The sequence below is a fragment of the Paenibacillus lentus genome, from assembly GCF_042714055.1.
Lineage (GTDB): Bacteria > Bacillota > Bacilli > Paenibacillales > Paenibacillaceae > Fontibacillus > Fontibacillus lentus_A.
The window spans coordinates 16,627-36,614 of the sequence record NZ_JBHGVC010000021.1 but is presented as its reverse complement, the minus strand read 5'-3'; the positions used below and the strand labels follow the sequence as shown (position 1 = coordinate 36,614).

The 19,988-nt window shown below is 51.1% G+C and carries 21 protein-coding genes; 12 read left to right on the top strand and 9 right to left on the bottom strand.

All coding sequences use genetic code 11. From position 1 onward, the window contains the following. The first annotated feature begins 144 nt into the window (after positions 1 to 144). Positions 145 to 1,101, top strand: a complete 957-nt coding sequence (gene trxB / locus ACE3MQ_RS26310; protein WP_379398418.1) for a thioredoxin-disulfide reductase — start codon at positions 145 to 147, stop codon at positions 1,099 to 1,101. Positions 1,102 to 1,201: 100 nt separating this feature from the next. On the opposite strand, the gene ACE3MQ_RS26305 is transcribed toward trxB, so the two are convergent. From ACE3MQ_RS26305 to ACE3MQ_RS26265, 9 genes are all read right to left on the bottom strand, one after another. After that, entirely contained in the window at positions 1,202 to 1,804 is a 603-nt protein-coding gene (locus tag ACE3MQ_RS26305) for a response regulator transcription factor (RefSeq protein ID WP_379398416.1), read from the bottom strand. Beyond that, complete coding sequence (locus ACE3MQ_RS26300; protein WP_379398414.1) at positions 1,782 to 2,945, bottom strand: sensor histidine kinase; 1,164 nt, start codon at positions 2,943 to 2,945, stop codon at positions 1,782 to 1,784. The genes ACE3MQ_RS26305 and ACE3MQ_RS26300 overlap by 23 nt, the downstream gene beginning before the upstream one ends. 6 nt (positions 2,946 to 2,951) lie before the next feature. After that, the gene (locus ACE3MQ_RS26295; RefSeq protein WP_379398412.1) at positions 2,952 to 3,689 is read right to left on the bottom strand and encodes an ABC transporter permease; all 738 of its coding nucleotides are present in this window, start codon (positions 3,687 to 3,689) and stop codon (positions 2,952 to 2,954) included. Between the two features lie 2 nt (positions 3,690 to 3,691). Next, a complete protein-coding gene (locus ACE3MQ_RS26290) occupies positions 3,692 to 4,582 on the bottom strand; it encodes an ABC transporter ATP-binding protein (RefSeq protein ID WP_379398461.1) in 891 nt (296 codons plus the stop codon). Between the two features lie 267 nt (positions 4,583 to 4,849). Further along, positions 4,850 to 5,584 (bottom strand): ABC transporter permease, encoded by a 735-nt coding sequence (locus tag ACE3MQ_RS26285; protein WP_379398410.1) that lies wholly within the window; start codon positions 5,582 to 5,584, stop codon positions 4,850 to 4,852. 2 nt (positions 5,585 to 5,586) lie between these two features. Then, a complete protein-coding gene (locus ACE3MQ_RS26280) occupies positions 5,587 to 6,300 on the bottom strand; it encodes an ABC transporter permease (protein WP_379398459.1) in 714 nt (237 codons plus the stop codon). Next, the gene (locus ACE3MQ_RS26275) at positions 6,300 to 7,211 is read right to left on the bottom strand and encodes an ABC transporter ATP-binding protein (RefSeq protein ID WP_379398408.1); all 912 of its coding nucleotides are present in this window, start codon (positions 7,209 to 7,211) and stop codon (positions 6,300 to 6,302) included. The genes ACE3MQ_RS26280 and ACE3MQ_RS26275 overlap by 1 nt, the downstream gene beginning before the upstream one ends. Positions 7,212 to 7,504: 293 nt before the next feature. Continuing rightward, positions 7,505 to 8,899, bottom strand: a complete 1,395-nt coding sequence (locus ACE3MQ_RS26270) for a sensor histidine kinase (protein WP_379398406.1) — start codon at positions 8,897 to 8,899, stop codon at positions 7,505 to 7,507. Beyond that, a complete protein-coding gene (locus ACE3MQ_RS26265; RefSeq protein ID WP_379398457.1) occupies positions 8,896 to 9,573 on the bottom strand; it encodes a response regulator transcription factor in 678 nt (225 codons plus the stop codon). The genes ACE3MQ_RS26270 and ACE3MQ_RS26265 overlap by 4 nt, the downstream gene beginning before the upstream one ends. A 169-nt stretch (positions 9,574 to 9,742) precedes the next feature. Between ACE3MQ_RS26265 and ACE3MQ_RS26260 the strand changes: the two genes are divergently transcribed. From ACE3MQ_RS26260 to ACE3MQ_RS26210, 11 genes are all read left to right on the top strand, one after another. Continuing rightward, positions 9,743 to 9,970 carry a DUF1858 domain-containing protein gene (locus tag ACE3MQ_RS26260; protein ID WP_379398404.1) on the top strand — a complete coding sequence of 76 codons (228 nt, stop codon included), beginning with the start codon at positions 9,743 to 9,745 and terminating at the stop codon, positions 9,968 to 9,970. 78 nt (positions 9,971 to 10,048) lie between these two features. Continuing rightward, complete coding sequence (locus tag ACE3MQ_RS26255) at positions 10,049 to 11,314, top strand: DUF438 domain-containing protein (RefSeq protein WP_379398402.1); 1,266 nt, start codon at positions 10,049 to 10,051, stop codon at positions 11,312 to 11,314. 278 nt (positions 11,315 to 11,592) lie between these two features. Next, positions 11,593 to 12,543 carry an ROK family glucokinase gene (locus ACE3MQ_RS26250; RefSeq protein ID WP_379398400.1) on the top strand — a complete coding sequence of 317 codons (951 nt, stop codon included), beginning with the start codon at positions 11,593 to 11,595 and terminating at the stop codon, positions 12,541 to 12,543. Positions 12,544 to 12,687: 144 nt separating this feature from the next. Further along, positions 12,688 to 13,581, top strand: coding sequence for an RNase adapter RapZ (rapZ, locus tag ACE3MQ_RS26245; RefSeq protein ID WP_379398398.1), 894 nt, complete (start codon positions 12,688 to 12,690; stop codon positions 13,579 to 13,581). 17 nt (positions 13,582 to 13,598) lie between these two features. Further along, positions 13,599 to 14,585, top strand: coding sequence for a gluconeogenesis factor YvcK family protein (locus ACE3MQ_RS26240; RefSeq protein ID WP_379398396.1), 987 nt, complete (start codon positions 13,599 to 13,601; stop codon positions 14,583 to 14,585). A 5-nt stretch (positions 14,586 to 14,590) separates the two neighbouring features. Beyond that, the gene (gene whiA / locus ACE3MQ_RS26235) at positions 14,591 to 15,529 is read left to right on the top strand and encodes a DNA-binding protein WhiA (protein ID WP_379398394.1); all 939 of its coding nucleotides are present in this window, start codon (positions 14,591 to 14,593) and stop codon (positions 15,527 to 15,529) included. A 101-nt stretch (positions 15,530 to 15,630) separates the two neighbouring features. Continuing rightward, the gene (locus ACE3MQ_RS26230) at positions 15,631 to 15,900 is read left to right on the top strand and encodes an HPr family phosphocarrier protein (protein WP_019640181.1); all 270 of its coding nucleotides are present in this window, start codon (positions 15,631 to 15,633) and stop codon (positions 15,898 to 15,900) included. Between the two features lie 178 nt (positions 15,901 to 16,078). Next, a complete protein-coding gene (locus tag ACE3MQ_RS26225) occupies positions 16,079 to 16,828 on the top strand; it encodes an SIMPL domain-containing protein (RefSeq protein WP_379398392.1) in 750 nt (249 codons plus the stop codon). 353 nt (positions 16,829 to 17,181) lie between these two features. Further along, on the top strand, positions 17,182 to 18,150 hold the full coding sequence (locus ACE3MQ_RS26220; protein WP_379398390.1) for an ABC transporter ATP-binding protein: 969 nt from the start codon (positions 17,182 to 17,184) through the stop codon (positions 18,148 to 18,150). Beyond that, positions 18,147 to 18,995 (top strand): ABC transporter permease, encoded by an 849-nt coding sequence (locus ACE3MQ_RS26215; RefSeq protein WP_379398388.1) that lies wholly within the window; start codon positions 18,147 to 18,149, stop codon positions 18,993 to 18,995. The genes ACE3MQ_RS26220 and ACE3MQ_RS26215 overlap by 4 nt, the downstream gene beginning before the upstream one ends. After that, positions 18,995 to 19,801, top strand: coding sequence for an ABC transporter permease (locus ACE3MQ_RS26210; protein ID WP_379398386.1), 807 nt, complete (start codon positions 18,995 to 18,997; stop codon positions 19,799 to 19,801). The genes ACE3MQ_RS26215 and ACE3MQ_RS26210 overlap by 1 nt, the downstream gene beginning before the upstream one ends. The last annotated feature ends 187 nt before the right edge of the window (positions 19,802 to 19,988 follow it).

The following is a 19,988-nucleotide window of genomic DNA, read 5'->3' as shown; positions in this document are numbered from 1 at the left end:
CACTGATTTAGCCGCTTATTGCAAATGAGCGGGTAAAGCAGGTCTGTCTTGGGTAAAACTTGTGTATAGGATCAATTACATAATAGATCATCGGTAATTATGAATTGATTTGATGAACAAATGGACACCAGGGAGGTTGGGTTGATGTACAAAGCGATTGTAATTGGAACCGGGCCAGCAGGGCTGACGGCAGCGATTTACTTGGCCCGCGCCAACTTGAATCCGCTCGTGATCGAGGGCATGGAGCCTGGAGGACAGCTGACGACGACAACGGAGGTTGAGAATTTCCCGGGCTTTCCGCAGGGCATTCTGGGGCCGGAGCTGATGGATCAAATGCGGAAGCAGGCTGAACGTTTTGGGGCACAATTCAGGAACGGGTGGGTACAAGAGGCAGATTTCGGCAGCCGGCCATTTAAATTAACCGTCGAGGGCGGGGAAGTATTAGAGGCAGAGACCGTCATTATCTCGACTGGGGCTTCCGCCAAATATCTCGGCATTCCGGGAGAAAAGGAGAACGTCGGCCGCGGGGTAAGCACCTGTGCGACTTGCGACGGATTTTTCTTCCGCAGCAAAAAAATTATCGTGATCGGCGGCGGCGACTCCGCAATGGAGGAAGCCAGCTTCCTTACGCGCTTTGCCACTAACGTGACGATCGTGCATCGGCGCGACGAGCTGCGGGCCTCGAAGATTATGCAGGATCGCGCTAGAGATAATGAGAAGATTGCATGGGCGCTGAATCGTACTCCACTGGAGGTATCGACGGACGAGCAGGGGGCTGTCATCGGTCTCAAGGTTCGCAACAATGCGACGAATGAGGAAGAGCTGATCCCCGCAGATGGCATATTTGTCGCGATCGGGCATACGCCGAATACGAAGTTTCTGGGAGGGCAGATCGAGACGGACGAGCACGGCTATATTATCGTGAAGCCCGGAACGACGATCACGAATGTGGAAGGCGTGTTTGCCTGCGGCGATGTGCAGGATACCCGCTATCGCCAGGCGATTACTGCGGCAGGCTCGGGCTGTATGGCGGCGATGGATTGCGAGAAGCTGCTGGAAGGCGACATGGTTCGTGATTGGAGCGAGACACTTAACCCATAGGATTAGAAAAAAGGCTGTTCCCGGGTCATAATGAGGATTATGACGGTAGGAGCAGCCTTTATTTAGTTTGGTGACCAAGGGTTCCAGACTGATGTCCCGCTTAGATCCATCCCTTTTCCTCGGCCAGGCGAACCGCCTCGATCCGGCTTTTCACTTCCAGCTTGTTCAATATTTCCGAGATATAATTACGGACGGTGCCGTAGGATAAGTGCAGTGAGGCTGCTATTTCTCCAGCGCTCAATCCACCTGCCGCCATCTTGAGGATTTCCCTTTCCCTTGCGGTTAACGGGTTCTCTTCGCGTACGGCGCCGAAAATCAGCTCCGGCGATACTTCGCGATGTCCGGCCATAACGCGGCGAATGGACTCCGCCAGCTTATCCGAGGGCTCATCCTTGAGCAGGTAGCCATGAACACCAGCCTGAACCGCCCGCTCAAAATATCCCGGACGGGCAAAAGTAGTCAAAATAATGACCCGGCAGGGGGAGGAGCGCTGCTTGAGAATCTCCGCGATATCCAGTCCGCTCTGGCGGGGCATTTCAATGTCCATCAGGAGAATGTCGGGCTGGGCTCGCTCTACCAGAGCCAGCGCTTCTGCTCCGTCCTCCGCCTGACCGACGACCTTGAGATCCTCCTCCATGCCAAGCAGAGAAGCGAGCGCACCTCGCAGCATGCGCTGGTCTTCAGCGATTACAATGGAAATCATGCTGTTCAGCATCCTTTCTGTCTTTCATGATTATAGGCACGACGACGCTCAGAAGCGTTCCTCCCCTATCGCCAGCCGATATGGACAGCGACCCGTTAATGAGAGTGAGTCGTTCTGTCATGCCTTTTAATCCATTGCCTGTTGAAAATTCGGCAGAGATGGAGGAATCCACGCCGATGCCGTCATCCTCGATGCTTACCCGAATGCTTGCCTCTGAATTCTCTATCGTTACCCGGCAGTGTTCGGCTCGACTGTGCTTCACGATATTGGTCACGGCTTCCTTGATGCAGAGGCTAACGATGTTCTGGGTCAGATCAGGGATGCCCTGCAGCCTGGCATCGCCATTTACCTCTAGCGCTATGCCGGCAATGCGAAGTATTTCCCCGGCATCGGCCAATTCCTCGGCTACGGTAACCGTGCGCATATCCGATACCAGCTCCCGAACCTGGCGCAGCGCGGCCCGGGAGGTGCGCTGTATTTCCCGCGCTTCCTCCTGGGCGCGTTCTGGATTCTGGGGAGCCAGCTTCTCGACAAGCTGGCTTTTGAGCGTGATCAGGGATAAGGTATGCCCCAAGGTATCATGCAGATCGCGAGCGATACGCATACGTTCCTCCCGTTTGACCAGCTCTTTAATTTGCTCATTGGCCCGATCGAGCTCCAGCTCCAGCTGCTGTTGTTTGCTCAAAGAGCGGGCACCGAATGGAGATATGAACATAATTACCAGGAAGGGAAGAAGGAATAGCAGTTCCGTTCCTTTAAGCCGCGGCAGGTTCAACAAGATGGATAGAATTTGCATCGTACCGAACGCGACCATACATAATTTGAATTTCCTCTTGTCGGTATACCAGCCGATAAAATTAGCCGTAAAGAAGCCCATATAAAGATTATAGGGGCTGTAGAAAATACTCATGGTCAGAATAATCGCCATTTGCAAACCCAGCCACCAATTAAAGGCGCGCCCCGTAACGAAATACAACTGACGGTAGCTGATGACGAATAGTCCGATCATGAGACATCCCCAAAGAAGCATGAACCCGGTATATCCCCGTAGGTTAAAGATCGGCAGGGCAATATAGATCACCCAAACGTAGGGGAAAAAGCCTAATTTTTTGGGAAGAAACTCAAATGATTGGCGCGCCATGTTGGATTACACCGCTTCCTGTTTTTTTCTGATATAGGTGGATAGTAACATAAACAGGATCAAGTAGCCCAGCAAAAGAAGGACATTGCTCCACTCGGGCGCTTGTCCGCGAATGATCGCCCATGCGCCGTTGCCGAAATTGTAGGAGGGCAGCCAGTGTCCAATTTGCTGCATAATGCGCGGCAGGATCTCGATCGGCATCCACATGCCACCGGAAATGGCAAGGATCATATAGACGGCGTTGCTGACGCCGCTGGCGGTATCAACCCGCTTCATCGTGCCGACAAGCGTGCCGATCGCTAGGAACGGCAGGGATCCGCCAAGAATCCACAGCCCGCTGAGCAGCCATTGGTTTATAGATAGGGATACGCCGTTCACGAGATAACCAGCCAGAAAAATAACCACGATCGAGAACAAATGCATGACGGTCTGACCGAACATTTTGCCGAAGAAATAAGTCGTGCCCGGCAAGGGAGTTATCCGCATAAATGTATCCCAGCCGTTCGTCCGTTCTTGAACAAGCCGGATGCCGAGGGTCATGATGGCGGAACCCATCACGCTAAAAGTGGTCATGGACATGAGGTAATGCGCCTGCCAGAGCTGGACATCGTCGCCTCCTGTGTTAAAAATCCGCGTAAATATGAAGTAAAAGGTAATTGGCATAGCCAGCGACCAAAATACATAATAGGGATTGCGTAAAATTCTCAGCATTTCTACTCTGCATTGCAGCCATACGATTCGCATCGTTAAATCGCCTCCTCAGCGGACATCGTTAATTGTTCAAAAGCCTCGTCAAGCCGCCCCTGATCGATTCTAATATCGCGAACGGGAAGCTGCTCGGCGAATATGGCAGCCAGCGCCTCGTCCGTATTATCGGTGCTGACATAGATGCGCCCGTCTTTATCATAGCAAGCTGAAATAGGGGAAAGCTTTTTCAGCCGCTGACGTAGTTCAGGGCCGTCCTGGGTCGTCGTGAAAGAGATGGAGCGCTTGACGATTTGAGCTTTGATCTGCTCCGGCGTGCCATCGGCAGCTAATGTTCCTTTGTTGAACAGCAGGATACGATCCGCGATATCGTCCGCTTCCTGCAGGTAATGGGTAGTGAACAGAATCGTGCGGCCTTGATCGGCCAGCATACGGACATTGTCCCAAAACCGGCGGCGTGCGGTAATGTCCAGGCCTACGGTCGGTTCATCGAAGAAGACTAGCTCGGGATTGCCGGCCATCGCCAGGGCAAAGCCCAGGCTGCGCTTTTGCCCGCCGGACAGCTTTTCCCCGTAACGATTCAAGTCGGACTTGGTGAGTCCAGTCAGTCGGATGAGAAAATCCATGTCGGCGGGATGGGGGTAATATTCCCGAATCAAGGCCAGGATTTCATGTACCTTCAGCTTATCCATGACACTGACTTCCTGCAGCATCGTTCCGATTCTCTCTCGCACTTTGCGATCTTTAGGATGCCCGCCGAACAGCCTGATTGTTCCAGCAGTTGGCTCGAGCAGGCCGAGCATCATAGACAGGGCCGTAGTCTTGCCGGCTCCGTTCGGACCGAGAATGGCAACAATGGAGCCCTTGGCGATATGAAAGGAAACGTCATCGACAGCTTTTTTGTCTTTAAACGTCTTGGTTACATGGTTCATCTCGATAATGATGTTTGCATTTGCGTTCAAGAGGTTCGCCTCGCTTCTTTTGATCATGATTAAGTTAATGATAGAAGGATGAGGCGGGAGACGTTAGTATGGACTGTCATAAATTCCAGGTGACAATTGTCACTTTTGGAATGGATGGTAACGGAGCGGGGATATATAAGTTCCATTTATGCACAAAGAGCCTGAGGGGTTAGCCTTAGGCTCTTTGCGTAAAGAAGGTGCGATATACAGAACAGTGGCGAATGCCGGGCCTGGCTGCTAAATTTCCTTCCGGCGGAAGTAGGTGAGTCCAGCCAGGAAGAATAGCAGAAAGCTGCCAAGTACGGTGATCAGCAAGCTTTGGTACGGCAGGTTGAAGGCGCCGAACTCTGCTTCGCCGCTCGGCATCATGGCCAAAACCGGCTGAGCCCAAGGATAGAACGGGCCGTAGGTGGCTGAGTTGACGATCAGCATATTCGGAATCGTCAGCGAGACGTTCAGCGCCAGCGGTGCCGCAAAGCTCGCCCAGTTGAGCGATACGCCCAGCTGCAGCGCTACGAGCGGAAGGCAGGCGATCCAGCCGCCCAGAACGCTTTGCAGGAACATCCCCCACGGCATGGCTCCCGGAAAGGCGTGAAATTTCGCCGCACCAATCAGTGCCAGGAGGAAGAAGAACTGGCTAAGAGCAAGCAGGCCGGCCACGACGGCAAATTTGGCGAGATATACGCCTGTACGCGATACGGGCAGGACAAGCAGCTGCTTCCAGCCGCCGCCGGTATGCTCGTAGCGGCAGACGAAGGCTGAGAACAATCCGGCCATAATGGGCAGGAACAGCATGCCGTGCAGCATGACCATGGCTCCGAGCATGATCGGCCAAGGGTCGGCGCCCGCGGGAACGGATACTAACGCCCCGACCAATAACGAAAGGGCGGGACTGGCCAGAATAATCAGCCAAATGCCCGATCTGGACATTTTTAGCGTTTCCGCAGATAAAATACGCAGAAAATTTCGCATGGTCAGTCCACATCCTTTCGATTAAAGTGCACAAGACTTATCAGCATGATGAAGATACCTAATGTTATGCCGCTAAGCAGATAGAACAGCGGATCCGCATCGCTAAGAGCCAGCGTGGGCCAATTAAGCGGAAAGCTAGCGGATAGATCCAGCGTAAAAGGCGAGAGAATCGCGGCGGCTACGCCAATCGATACCGGAAGGGCTTGATTGCGAAACGCAAGCGATAGCCAAAGCTGAAGTGCCAGCAGCGGCCATGCGGCCAAATAAGGGTAGAAGCCCATCGAAAGGAGCCTCCCGATCGGTAGCGCCGGCTCAAAGCCTAGGAGGAATCCCAATCCTACGGTAAAAAGCGGCAGCAATATGCAGGAAGCGGTTAATAGCAGCACGCAGAGTGTAAATTTGGAAAGGAATACGGCGCTTCGCGAAATCGGCAAAGCGAGCAGCTGCTTCCACGAGCTCATTTGATGCTCTACATTGGCGACCAAGGAGCTGACCAAGGTACAGCCGAGGAACAGCGCCATGGGGACGAATAATTCGATATTGTAAATTAGCCCGCCCCAAAGATTGTCCTCATATATTTTGGATAGATAGTCGAAGCGCAGTCCGAAGTTCAGCCCCTGCATCGCGACGAGACCGATCGGAGCCAGGAAGACCAGGAACCAGATTCCTTTACGGCGTATCTTCAGGAAATCGGCTCGAAGCGAGCGCAGCACCATCATAGCGCTCCCTCCCCGATCACTTGCATGAAGATATCCTCAAGGGATTTCTTCTTCTGCTCGACCCGGTAGATAGCGTGGCCGTTCTCGACGAGCCGCTTGACCAAATGGGCTACCTGGGGATCCTTCATGCCTGGGAATGTCATGACCCCGTCCTGCAGAGCTCCCGTCTGTCCCATATCCCGGGCGATCCAGATGGCGGAATCGGGCTCGGATACGACCAGCTCGATATCATGCCTTGCTTGAAGACGTAAATGCTGAATCGTATCCTGATAGACCATCCGTCCTTCGCGGATGATGCCGACCTTATGAGCCATTTGCTCCATTTCGCCCAGCAGGTGACTGGAGACGAGCACGGTAATGCCGTATTGCTCCGGCATGTTCTTAATCAGTTCGCGGATTTCCTGAATGCCGGAAGGGTCAAGGCCGTTGGTAGGCTCATCCAAAATCAGGAGCTCAGGATTGCCGAGCAATGAGGCGGCAATGCCCAATCGCTGCTTCATGCCGAGGGAGAAGCCCTTCACCGGGCGTCTAGCTTCCTTGGTCAGAGATACGATCTCCAGCACTTCGGCAATGCGTGATTTCGGCACATCCAGAATACGTCGGATTGCTTCCAAGTTGTCGGTGGCGCTTAAGTGCCCGTAATAGGAAGGGTACTCGACCAAGGAGCCGATCCGCCGCAAAATATTCAGTTTATCCCGTTTCAGCTCCCGTCCAAAAATGGAGATCGAGCCGCTTGTTGGCTGAATTAGCCCCAGCAGCATGCGGATCGTCGTTGTCTTGCCGGCTCCGTTGGGCCCAAGAAAGCCGTAAATATCCCCTTTGGAGATTTCCAGGTTTAATTGATCGACGGCAGCGCGTCCGCGGTATTTTTTCGTTAGTCCTTTAGTTTGGATAATCATTTCACTCACGATATATCACCTCGGAAACCAGCATATCCTCCGAAGTTTAAATACAGTGTCCGTTGAAGTTTAAATTTCGTTTAAGAGGTTGTTCAAAAAGTCAATCTTTGATCACGAAGTAACCCAAGGAAGCCCATTCGACATCGAATCTTGAATTCAGCCGGGCCTTCCGGTGCTCACGTAGGTTTTGCCTGTGTATGCTTCCGTAGTCGTTTTCTTCGAAAACGTTTAGCTGTGCTCCTCAGTCCCTAGCTTTATCCAACCTTCTCGGTGCTGAAAGTCTGACTTTTTGAACCTGCACTTTAAGAGGCGGGATATATGATGAACCGGGCACCTGCGCTGGAGGATTCCGCATCAAGCAGCAGTCCCATTTCCCGAAGCAGTAAATCGACGATGGCGAGCCCAAGGCCTGCGCCTTTGGCATTCGAGGCGGTGTCGAGGCCGGGGCCGTGATCCGTGATGACAAGGGCGGTTCGCCCCCTCCAACCTGTGGTATGAATGCCTACATACTTCCCCGAACCGGCATGGCGGACAACATTCTGGAACAGGTTATCCAGCACACGGCGAAAGCCCTGCCTGTCGATCGCCCACTTCAATGGTTCCTCGGGCAGGTCAATATCGATGGTCATGCCGGCCTTCTCCCAGACCGGGTACCATGCGGCGGCGCTCTCTCTGACGATGCGGTGCACGTCCTGCAGTTGGATAGACATGGCGTACCTGCCGCTAGTCAGCAAGTTGTAGGACAGCAGATGGTCGATTAAGTGATCCAGATCGTCAAGCTTCGTCTGCATCAGGGATAAAGATTGCTGCCCTTGTGAAGATAAAGGCTCCTTCGCGATCGAATAGAGGTGACTGCCTAACACCGTTAGCGGCGTACGCAGGTCATGGGACAGATTAGCAATGAGATTCTTGCGCAGCTCTTCTTCTTCCCATTCTCTCCTGCGGCCTTCCTCCAATTGATTCACCATATGATTAAACGCTTGCTCCAGCCTGCCGATTTCATCGGGTCGTCCTTCGTCTGTAAGTGAGGGAAGCCCGTTATCTCCGACGCGGGTCATGGATGACTCAAGCCGCAGGAGGCGTTTGCGGATGTCGCGGAAGAACAGGTAGGACAGCAGGATGAAGATGCCGAAAATAAGGGCCATGAACAAGCCATAAAATCGGGTATCGCTAGGCCGATTCTGGAACGATAGATAGGAGCGCGGCAGCTCGAATACCATAAAGCCCTGCCCGGTTTTTTCGCTGCCTCCGATCAAGGCGACTACCGTATAAGGATCGGAATTAATCCCCGCCTTCATGAAGGCGATGGTATGCTCCGCCGACCATTTCTCGGGATGCGCAGGCTGTACGGGCAGCTGAAGCTGCGTGAATCCCTCCCCGTCGACCCAGAAAAGCGCTGCATCGGGATACTGCTCCTTCAATGCCGTGAGCTTGGCGTTAATCTTCTCGGGTGGGGCTCCATCAAGCGCCTTGGCTTGCTTATGCCACATCTGTTCTAGATCATAAGCACTGCCGTAAGGCAACTGATAGCTCTCTTGCCCGTCCGTGATCAGCATCCGATTAACCGCCCATGAGGCCGCAAAGCTGACCGGAATGAGCACGGGAATAAATACAAGAGCCGTGGCAATAATCAGCACGTATCGGGACAGAAGGGAGTTCCGAAGGCGCTGAAAAGGGCTTTGGTTTATTATTTTCATGCTTTCACCCGGTAACCGATCCCCCGGATCGTCTCGATAATTTCGGGCGAGGCGGGATCGCGTTCTATTTTTTCGCGTAAATGCCGGATATGCACCATCAGGGTCTTATCGCCTTCCAGGTAAGGCTCTCCCCACACGGCTTCATAGATTTGCTCCTTCGTCATAATTTGACCGAGGTGGCGCAGCAGGTAGTTGAATATATGGAATTGCTTCCCGGTAAGCATAATTTCTTCTCCGCTGTCCTGGTTGATAATCAGGTTCTCGCGTTCGTGAACGAGCAGGTGCCGGAGCCTGAGCGGCTCTGGGGAAATATTGCCGCTGCGGCGCAGCAGCACTTCAATCCGGGCGACCAGCTCATCCGGGTGAAACGGCTTCGTCAGGTAGTCGTCCGCGAACTGCAGGCCCTGCAGCTTGTCGTCGATCGAGGTTCTTGCCGATAGCATCAACACGGGAAGATCCGGGTGCTGCTTCTTGAGCCGCTGCCCGATGGTGAAGCCGTCCAGGCCCGGAAGCATGACATCGAGAATGACGAGCCGGCATTCATCCGCCTGTTCCAAGGCGCGCTCCCCGCTAGTCAGCCACGTCACGCGGTAGCCGCGATCCTGCAAATTTGCGTATACCCATTCCCCGATCTCCGTATCGTCTTCAATATATAGCAAATGAATTTGATTCATCATTATGCCTCCTTCTGTTCCTATTGTGACAAATCTGAATTAAAAAATAAACTATGCTGGGAACCCTCCTGATCTTTGTGATTGTAATCACAAGTAACGGTGATGCTCTGTGATACTTTTTATATGAGAATGGTTTTCATTCAAAATTGAAGAATGCAGGTGATGGTTCATGGGAAAAGCGATCGATTTGCGTAAAACGGTGTATGAGCTATGCTCTGCCGATCCTGAAGTGATCGATATCATGGTTGGATTAGGCTTTGAGCAATTAGCTAAACCGGGAATGCTGCAGAGCGCGGGACGTTTTATGACGATCCCCCAGGGTGCCAGGCTGCGCAAGATAGAGCTGGATAAGATCAAGGATGCTTTTCGAGCGAAGGGCTACGAGATTAGAGAATGAACTGGTGGCGGGGGCTGTCGTCTGCGCCTAGGAAGCTTTTTAAAATAACAGGTTGAAAATATAAAGGAGGATACGGCGATGAGCGAAATGATTAACAACCGCGAGCATGCCGTGCCGGAGCAAGGACGCCGGCAGCAGATGCTTAAGGAGATCATTAAGGAGCTGCATGAGGGCAAGAGTGTAGAGGAAGTCAAGGCGCGGTTCGAGGAAGCGGTGGGAGACGTTACGGTGGCGGAAATATCGGCAATGGAGCATGCTTTGATGGAGGAGGAGGGGATTCCGGTCTCCGAGGTACAGCGTTTATGTTCTGTGCACACCGCTATATTCAAAGGATCGATCGAGGAAATTCACCGCTCGTCCAAGCCGGAGGAGCAGCCGGGGCACCCTGTCCATACCTTTAAGCTGGAAAATCGCGAGATTGAGCGGCATGTCAATTTCAAGCTGGAGCTGCATAAGGATAAATTCCACCGGGAAGAGGGCACGGAAATCATATATAAGCTGGTGGAGGATCTGAATTTGCTCCTGGATCTGGATAAGCACTATAGCCGTAAGGAAAATTTGCTGTTCCCGTACTTGGAGAAATACGGTATCTATGGTCCTACCAAAGTCATGTGGGGCGTAGATGATGCCATTCGCGCCATGATCAAGGAAATCAAGGAAAAGCTGCTCGGCTATAATGGCGACCGTGCCGCTAAGAATATGCTCATGATCGATCTGGAGCGGCTGATCACCGAGGTGAACGAGATGATTTTCAAGGAAGAGAACATATTGCTGCCGATGGCCTTGGAGAAGCTTACGGAGGACGAGTGGGTCAAGATTGCCGCGGAGAGCGAGGAGATCGGATATTGTCTTGTCGCTCCGGAAGAGAAGTGGATTCCCGAGCGGGTACCCTTGGCGTTTGACGAAGGTGGGGAGGGAACGGAGAACGGCCATCTGCCAAATGGACTGATCCGGTTTGAGACAGGGATTCTGTCCGTCGCACAGCTGGAAGCGATCATGAATCATTTGCCTGTGGATCTGACGTTTATTGATGAGCAGGATGTCGTCCGGTATTTCTCCCATGGGAAGGAGCGAATTTTTGCCCGGACGAAGGCGGTCATTGGCCGTACGGTGCAGAACTGCCATCCTCCGCAAAGCGTGCATGTCGTGAATGACTTGCTGGCGGATTTTAAGGCCGGGCGGAAGGATACGGAGGATTTTTGGATTCCGTTCAAGGATAAATTCGTCTACATTCGCTATTTTGCGATTCGCGGCGACGATGGGAAATACATGGGAACCTTGGAATTCACTCAGAATATCGCTCCGATTCAGGCTTTGGAGGGACAAAAGCGGATATTGTCTTAAGGATGTATGTTATATATGGTATACATGTCTATTTTATGGAAACCTCGCCATTGGCGGGGTTTTTTGCTGGGAAATTGAAGGATTGGATCACGTCTTGGAGCTAGCGGCACTAGGTGCTTTTCTGATCGAAACAGCCTTTGTGAATTTCATCATTTGCGCTGAAAGCCTTGTATTTACTGGATTTTCTGCAGCTTGCTTCTCTTGACCGAACGGAGTGGTTCGCTTATAGTTGGTACGTAGGATAAACTATTTTATTTAAGAAAAAGGTGGCTTGTACAATGTCTGAAAAAATCTACATTGGTGTTGACCTTGGCGGGACTGCGATCAAAGTCGGCATCTGTAATGATGAAGGGCAGCTTCTCCATACTTATGAAGGGCCAACCGAGGCTAATAAAGGTGCCGATACCGTAGTTAACAATATCGAGCAGTATGTCCGTCATATTGTGGAGCAATCCCCGTTTAATTGGGAGCAGGTAGCGGGTGTCGGTGCTGGAGTTGCCGGATTTACGGACGTACGCGAAGGAATCATCATTTTTGCACCGAATGTAGGTTTGAGGGATCTTCCGATTCGAGAGATTCTGGAGGCACGTCTGGGCAAGCCCGTCAAAATAGACAATGATGCCAACGTTGCGGCACTGGGCGAAGCATGGAGCGGCGCCGGCAAAGGCATCGATCATTGCGTCTGCGCTACGCTGGGTACTGGCGTAGGTGCCGGCATTATTATACATGGCAAGATTTATCAAGGATTCGCCGGTTTTGCAGGCGAGCTTGGTCATATGTCCGTCGTTCCCGACCTGGAAGCGATTCAATGCGGCTGTGGCGAGATGGGATGCCTTGAGACGGTATCCTCGGCAACCGGCATTATTCGGATGGCGAACGATGCGGTGGCTAGAGGCGAACGAACGACGTTATCGCAAGTGGAGAAAATCATGGCGAAGGACGTTTTTGATGCAGCTAAAGAGGGAGATGAAGTGGCGATTCGGATCGTCAACCGTGCCGCGTTCTATTTAGGCAAAGCGCTCGCAGCTGCAGCCGTAGTTCTTAATCCGGAAGTATTCATTATCGGCGGCGGCGTATCCAAGGCAGGAGACATTCTCTTTAATGAAGTACGCAGTGTGTTCCAGAAGCTGACTCCTGAAGTAGTAGCAAGAGGGGTAAGCATCGTTCCCGCAACGCTGGGCAATGATGCCGGAATGGTTGGGGCCGCTGGCCTGTTTACCCGTTCGTAGGCTCGCAAGCCAGCTCATAGGCTCATAGGCTCATAGGAACGTCGGGGGTCTGTCATCATATTCTGTCGATATATGTTGTCGATGTCATTATAGATATATAATAGATAGATAGAAGAACAGGAGAACATACAAGGAGGGAAATGCATGTCAGACAAGGAGAAAACTTCAGTTGCCAATTTGATTATTATTACAGGCATGTCGGGGGCAGGGAAATCGCTCGCCGTAAGGAGCCTGGAAGACCTAGGATTTTTCTGCGTGGACAATTTACCTCCAGTACTCATCCCCAAATTCGCTGAGCTCATTGAGCAATCGAACGGCAAGATCGCCAAGGTAGCGCTTGTTATCGATCTACGCGGCCGAGAATTTTTCACGGCGTTATCCGAGTCGCTTGGTTATGTGAAGGATCATTTTACGATTAATTGTGAAATTTTGTTCCTGGATGCAACCGATTCCGTATTGGTGCAGCGATACAAGGAAAGCCGCCGCCGTCACCCGCTTGCGCCGGACGGTATGCCGCTGGATGGCATTCGGCTTGAGCGCAAAATGCTGGAGGAATTGAAAATTTCCGCCACACAGGTGATCGATACGAGCAACATTAAGCCTGCTCAGCTCAAAGAGAAAATTATCTCCCGCTTCTCCCATTTGGAGAGCAATCATTTATCCGTTAACATCACATCCTTCGGATTTAAATACGGCATACCGATCGACGCCGATCTCGTTTTCGACGTTCGGTTCCTGCCAAACCCTCATTATATAGAGCAGCTTCGTCCACACACCGGACAAGACAGCGATGTATATGATTATGTTATGAAGTGGCCGGAGACGCAGTCTTTCCTGACCAAGCTGCTGGATATGCTGCACTTTCTGCTGCCCCAATATCATAAGGAGGGGAAAAGCCAGGTCATTATCGCCATCGGCTGTACCGGAGGGAAACACCGTTCGGTCGCCATTGCTGAATATTTGGGCCGGATGCTCGGAACTAGTGAAACGGAGACGGTTCGCGTAAGCCACAGGGATGAGGGCCGAGACCGGCATTAAGAGGGTGAATCAAGACGATGAATCGAGCTAACGAGACAAAAGTACCGCGAATCGTAGTGATGGGTGGTGGTACTGGCCTATCTGTCATGCTTCGCGGATTAAAAGAGAAACCGCTCGATATCACGGCCATTGTTACCGTCGCCGACGATGGAGGAAGCTCCGGAATCCTCCGGAGTGAACTGCATATGCCTCCTCCCGGCGACATCCGTAACGTATTGACCGCGCTGGCGGACGTGGAACCTTTATTATCAAATATGCTCAGCTACCGCTTTTCTAACGGTTCGGGACTAGCCGGGCATAGTTTGGGCAACTTAATACTAGCAGCCATTACGGATATATCCGGCGATTTCGTTACCGCCGTCCGCGAGCTGAGCCGCGTGTTCGCGGTACGCGGCCGCGTGCTCCCCGCTGCCGACCAAGCGGTTGTGCTTCATGCAGAGATGGAGGACGGTACGATCATAACCGGGGAATCGAAGATCCCTGAGGCTCGCGGCAAAATCAAGCGGATCTTCCTGGAGCCGGAGGAGGTTGAGCCGCTGCCGGAGGCTTGTGAAGCGATTCGCGAAGCCGACGCCATTCTGATCGGCCCGGGCAGTCTTTATACGAGTATTATTCCGAATTTGCTCGTTCCGAAGCTGACGGAGTCGATTCTGGCCAACAAGAACGCGATCAAAATATTTGTGTGCAATGTCATGACTCAGCCCGGAGAGACGGATAATTATACGGTAAGCGATCACTTGCAGGCTGTTTACGATCATGTGGGTCATCATTTATTCGATTATGTCATCGTTAACGACGGCGAAATCCCGACTCAGGTTCAGGATTTCTATGCCGAGCAAGGCGCCAAGCCCGTCGAGGTCGATTGGGACGTCGTGACGGGAAGAGGATATAAAGTAATTGCGGACACGCTCGTGTTGTTCCGTCGCTATTTGCGCCATGATGCCGACAAATTAAGTCAGCATATTTATCAATTGGTGCAGAACTGGAATTTACGAAAGAGGTGAGACCCTTGTCGTTTGCGGCGCAAACCAAAAAGGAACTAACGATGGTCGAGGCCGAGCCCTGCTGCGAGCAAGCCGAGTTGTCCGCGTTAATTCGGATGAACGGCTCGGTACAGGTTTCGAACAAAAAGGTTGTTCTGGACATCTCCACGGAAAACGCCGCGATTGCAAGGCGAATTTATTCTTTACTGAAGAAGCACTTTCAGGTTCATACTGAGCTGCTTGTACGCAAGAAAATGCGGCTGAAGAAAAATAACGTCTATATCGTACGAATTCCGGCCCGGGTTCAGGAAATACTGAAGACGTTGAACATTGTGTCCGAGAGTTTTATTTTTACGCAGGGGATTAATCCCGACTTGACCCGGAAAAACTGTTGTAAAAGAGCCTACTTGCGAGGGGCATTTATGGCAGGGGGCTCGGTCAATAATCCAGAGGGCTCTTCATATCATCTGGAAATTGCCTCCATGTATGAGGAGCATTGCAAGGCGCTGGTGGATCTCGCTAATGAATTCCATCTGAATGCACGCTGTATCGAGCGCAAGAAGGGCTTTATTTTCTACATCAAAGAGGGCGAGAAAATTATCGAGCTGCTGAACATTATCGGCGCTCACCAAGCCTTGTTTAAGTTTGAGGACGTTCGCATCATGCGCGATATGCGCAATTCGGTCAACCGGATCGTCAACTGTGAAACAGCGAATTTGAATAAGACGATCGGAGCAGCCGTCAGGCAGATTGAGAATATCAGGCTGCTGGAGAAGGAAATGGGACTTGAGAACCTTCCGGAGAAGCTGCGAGAGGTTGCCGAAGTACGTTTGGCTCATCCCGATATGAACCTGAAAGAGGTCGGAGAGCTGTTAAAAGGCAAGGTTAGCAAGTCCGGCGTCAACCACAGACTTCGGAAAATCGACGAGCTGGCTGAAAAAATTCGCGGGGGTACAAGTGTATAGCTAGTCTGTTACAGTCTGTATATGATATAATGAGATAAATTTACCATGATCGCATAGTTCTACAATATGCTGATTGAATTCGTAATAGGGGGTAAGGTTTCATGATCAAACACCCGGTGACTGTTCGATTGAAAACGGGTCTACATGCTCGGCCGGCAGCGCTTTTCGTTCAGGAAGCGAATAAATACTCATCTGAAATATTTGTCGAAAAAGACGATAAAAAAGTAAATGCAAAAAGTATCATGGGTATTATGAGCCTTGCCATTAGCACCGGAACGGAAATCTACATCAGTGCAGATGGCGCAGATGCGGAGCAAGCCGCAAACGCTTTAATTAATTTGGTTAGTAAAGAGGAACTGGAGAACCAGTAATAGGTTGCTGCCAGTGTTCAAGAAGGAACGATTTCGTGACTCTATTCACGTCATCGTTCCTTTTTAATTCGAAGTTTGTCGAAAAATATTTTTTTTGTTAATTGAAGCTCAACTGCAACATTTATCCGCAAGCTGCCGTTTAGTAGTTAAACTTACCCTATAATGGAGGTCATTTCTAATGAAAAATTGGTTAAAGCCTGTAGGAGCAGTGTTAATTGCAGGAGCGTTAGTTGTTGGAGGTTCGTTGATTAGCGGGGGGGCAGTGCAATCTGTGTATGCTGATAATGAGGCGCAGCGTAATGTAATTAACGTTACAGGCAGCGGGGAAATTTCGATTAAACCGGACATCGCTTACATTTCTGTGGGGGTAGAGACACAGGCCGATACAGCAAAGGAGGCGCAAAGCCAGAATGCTGCCAAGATGGCGAAGGTGAACGCTCTGCTTAAGGATACGTGGAAGCTCGATGCGAAGGATATCAAGACGGGACAGTTTTCGGTTCAGCCGAACTATACTTATTCGGAGAAGGAAGGGCAGAAGGTTAAGGGTTATTCCGCATACCATTCCTTGTCAGTTACTTACCGCGATTTGGATAAGGTCGGCCAGCTGCTTGACGAGCTCACAAAGGCAGGGGCGAACCGCATCGACAATGTCCGCTTCTCGACCGAGAATCCGGATCTGTATCAGGAGCAGGTCATTCAAAAGGCGATGGCTAACGCGGATCTGAAAGCTGCTGCGATTGCCAAGGCGGCCAAGCGTCAGGTTGGACTTGTGCTGAGCGTTACTCAAGGCAGCAGTAATGATTACGCGCCTTATATGAACATGAGCTTTGCCGTAGCGGAAAAGGCCTCCATGGATCAGGGAACCTCCATCGAACCCGGGGAGATTACCGTGAAAACAACGCTTTCCGTAGTGTATGAGATGAAATAATAATTCAAGGATTGGGTTGAATCAAGGCTCTTCTTCCCCGAACCGTGATGCCGCTCTGTTATTTGGCAGAGGCATCACGGTTCTTTTGTTGATAAAAGTACGGTCAATAATTGGAAGGTTCTGATGCGTTGTAACCATAGCGGGGCGTCCATCCAAGCGTATTGCTGGTTCTGGAGCCTGGCAACCTTCACAAAACCTTCTTTAGTTCTATCGAATGGCCTAGAAAAGTGTTGTAACTGAGAACAAAACAAGGTATAGTGAATATGCAAAAAATGAATCGACTGACCTTTTGAAAGCCATACCAATGGATATGGCTTTTTTTTCTTAGTAGACCTGAAGGAGTTGGTGCATACATGATTGAACTGGCCGAAGTTGAAAAAAGCTTTGCAGGACAAGTCGTTGTGCATCCGCTATCGCTCACCATACAAGAAGGGGAGTTCCTAACCCTGCTGGGCCCGAGCGGCTGCGGCAAGACGACGATTTTACGCATGATCGCCGGGTTCGAGCAACCGACGAGTGGAAAAATTATGCTGGACGGGGCGGATTTAACGCATCTGCCTCCCAATCGCCGGGATTTGAACCTGGTGTTCCAGCACTATGCGCTATTTCCGCACATGACTGTTGAGGATAATATCGCATTTGGATTAAAGATGAAGAAAATGCCGCCCAAGGAGCAGCGGCAGCGAGTAGAGGAAGCGGTAACGATGACACAGCTCACTCCGCTGGTCAAGCGCTATCCGCATCAGCTGTCTGGAGGCCAGCAGCAGCGCGTGGCTATTGCCCGGGCGATTGCGAACAAGCCGAAGGTACTTCTGCTCGATGAGCCGTTAGGCGCTCTTGATTTGCAGCTTCGGAAGAACCTGCAATCCGAGCTGAAGCAGTTGCAGCGGAGCCTGGGCATTACGTTCGTGTACGTGACCCACGACCAGGAGGAAGCGATGATGCTGTCCGACCGGATCGTTATTATGAATAATGGACAAGTAGAGCAAATAGGCACGCCTCGCGAAATATACGCGACGCCGACCACCCTGTTCTCCGCTACCTTTGTAGGAGAGAATAACATTTTCTCCCGCGATGGGCGGTTATTTGCCGTGCGTCCAGAGAAATTGCGGGCAAGCAGGCAGATTGATGGATCCAAGCGCTGCGGAGAGGTAATGGATGTCCTGTACCTGGGCAGCATCCACAAGCTAATCGTCCAGCTGGACAACGAGCCGATGACGGTCTCGATCGTATTTGATTTTACGGATGATCGTCCTTGGATCATCGGCGAAAAGGTCGGGGTGGATTGGAACACTGAGGATGAGGTGATTATCGGGCCATGAGGAAATCGAGCCTGACCGTATTGCCTGTTCTGTTGTGGCTGGGCGTGTTTATGGTCATTCCGATGCTTATCGTCGTCGGTATGTCGTTCATGGGTCGTAGCGAGGTTGGGGGCGTCGTAGTTGATTTTAATCTGGCTTCTTATGCCCGCTTTTTCGATCCGTTGTATTTAGGGATTTATTGGGATACGATTGTGCTCTCTGTCTTGACCACGGTGATCTGTCTTCTGCTCAGCTACCCGTTGGCTTATTATATTGCCAATTCAGGCCCGAAGAGGCAGACATGGGGACTTATTCTTGTGACGATTCCGTTCTGGATTAATTTTCTCATTCGCACTTACGCATGGGTCTTGCTGCTTCGGACACAAGGGATCGTCAACAACCTGCTGATAGATATCGGCCTCATCCAGGAGCCGCTGCAGATGCTATATACAAGAGGGGCCGTGCTGCTTGGCATGGTATATACGTTTATTCCCTTTATGGTGCTCCCGATCTATGTGGCGCTGGAGCAAATGGACAAGAAGCTGCTAGAGGCCGCCAGCGACCTCGGGGCATCTCCTTGGAGAGCGTTCTGGCATATTACGCTGCCGCAGACAAAATCGGGAATTATGACGGGCTCGGTGCTAGTCTATGTTTCGACAACAGGCATGTTTGTCGTAACGGACATTTTGGGCGGCGCTAAATCGGCGATGATCAGCAATGTCATACAAGCTCAATTCTCAGGAGCCCGGGATTGGCCGTTCGGCTCGGCGCTGTCGATTATCTTCGTGATCACGTCTTTGATTATGATCGCCTTGTTTAACAAAGCGATGACTTCCAGGCACTTAAAAGTGAAGGAGGGTCGCTGATGAAGACCAAGACGCATCCGCTACTCGGATTCCATTCGCTTCTTATGATGGTGTTTATCTATGTGCCAATCGCTTTTATTATTGCTTATTCGTTTAATAGCTCGCGTCTGGCTGCGGATTGGAGCGGCTTCACGCTGGATTGGTACGTCTCATTGTTTAAAAATCGGCGGGTGATCGAGGCGCTGAGCAACAGCATGATCGTTGCCACTGTCTCCACCCTGGTATCTACGATACTAGGCACGATGGCGGCCTTGTCGATGAGAACGCTAAGCCGTAAGTCCAAAGCCGGAATGGGCGGCTTACTCTACTTGCCGATTATTATTCCGGATATTATTATGGGTTTATCTTTGCTTGTTCTGTTTACCCAATTTCAGATTCCTATGGGCAAGCTCACGATTATCCTGGCGCATATCACGTTCAGTATGTCTTATGTGTACGTCGTGGTCAGCACGCGGCTTGCGGGCATGGGCAAGCAACTGGAGGAAGCAGCGAATGACCTGGGGGCCGGCGCATGGCAGACGTTCCGTTATGTCACATTTCCGCAAATTATGCCGGGTATTGTGGCCGGGGCGCTAATTGCCTTTACTTTATCTTTGGATGATTTCATGGTGAGCTTCTTCGTAAGCGGGCCGAGCTCGACGACGCTGCCTATATATATTTACGGACAAGTGAAACGGGGTATTTCCCCGGAAATTAATGCGCTATGTACGATTTTGATCATTGTGAGCGTAACCTTGATTTTATTGGCGCAGTATATTTTGAATCGAGGCAAGGGGCAAAAGAAACAGTCCGTGCTTCCCTTCTAAGTTAGAGGTAGTTCAAAGAGTCCCCTTCTGAAGATTACAGAATTTCTAGACATTCCAGTAATGCTGTATAATTCTAAATCGTAAGAAAAGCTACCGCTAATAAAGGATTGTCTACATCTTTCGATAAGCAACAATCGGAGCTTTTCTTATTATGAAGTATTTCAAGAAGTGATTCGACATTGAATCT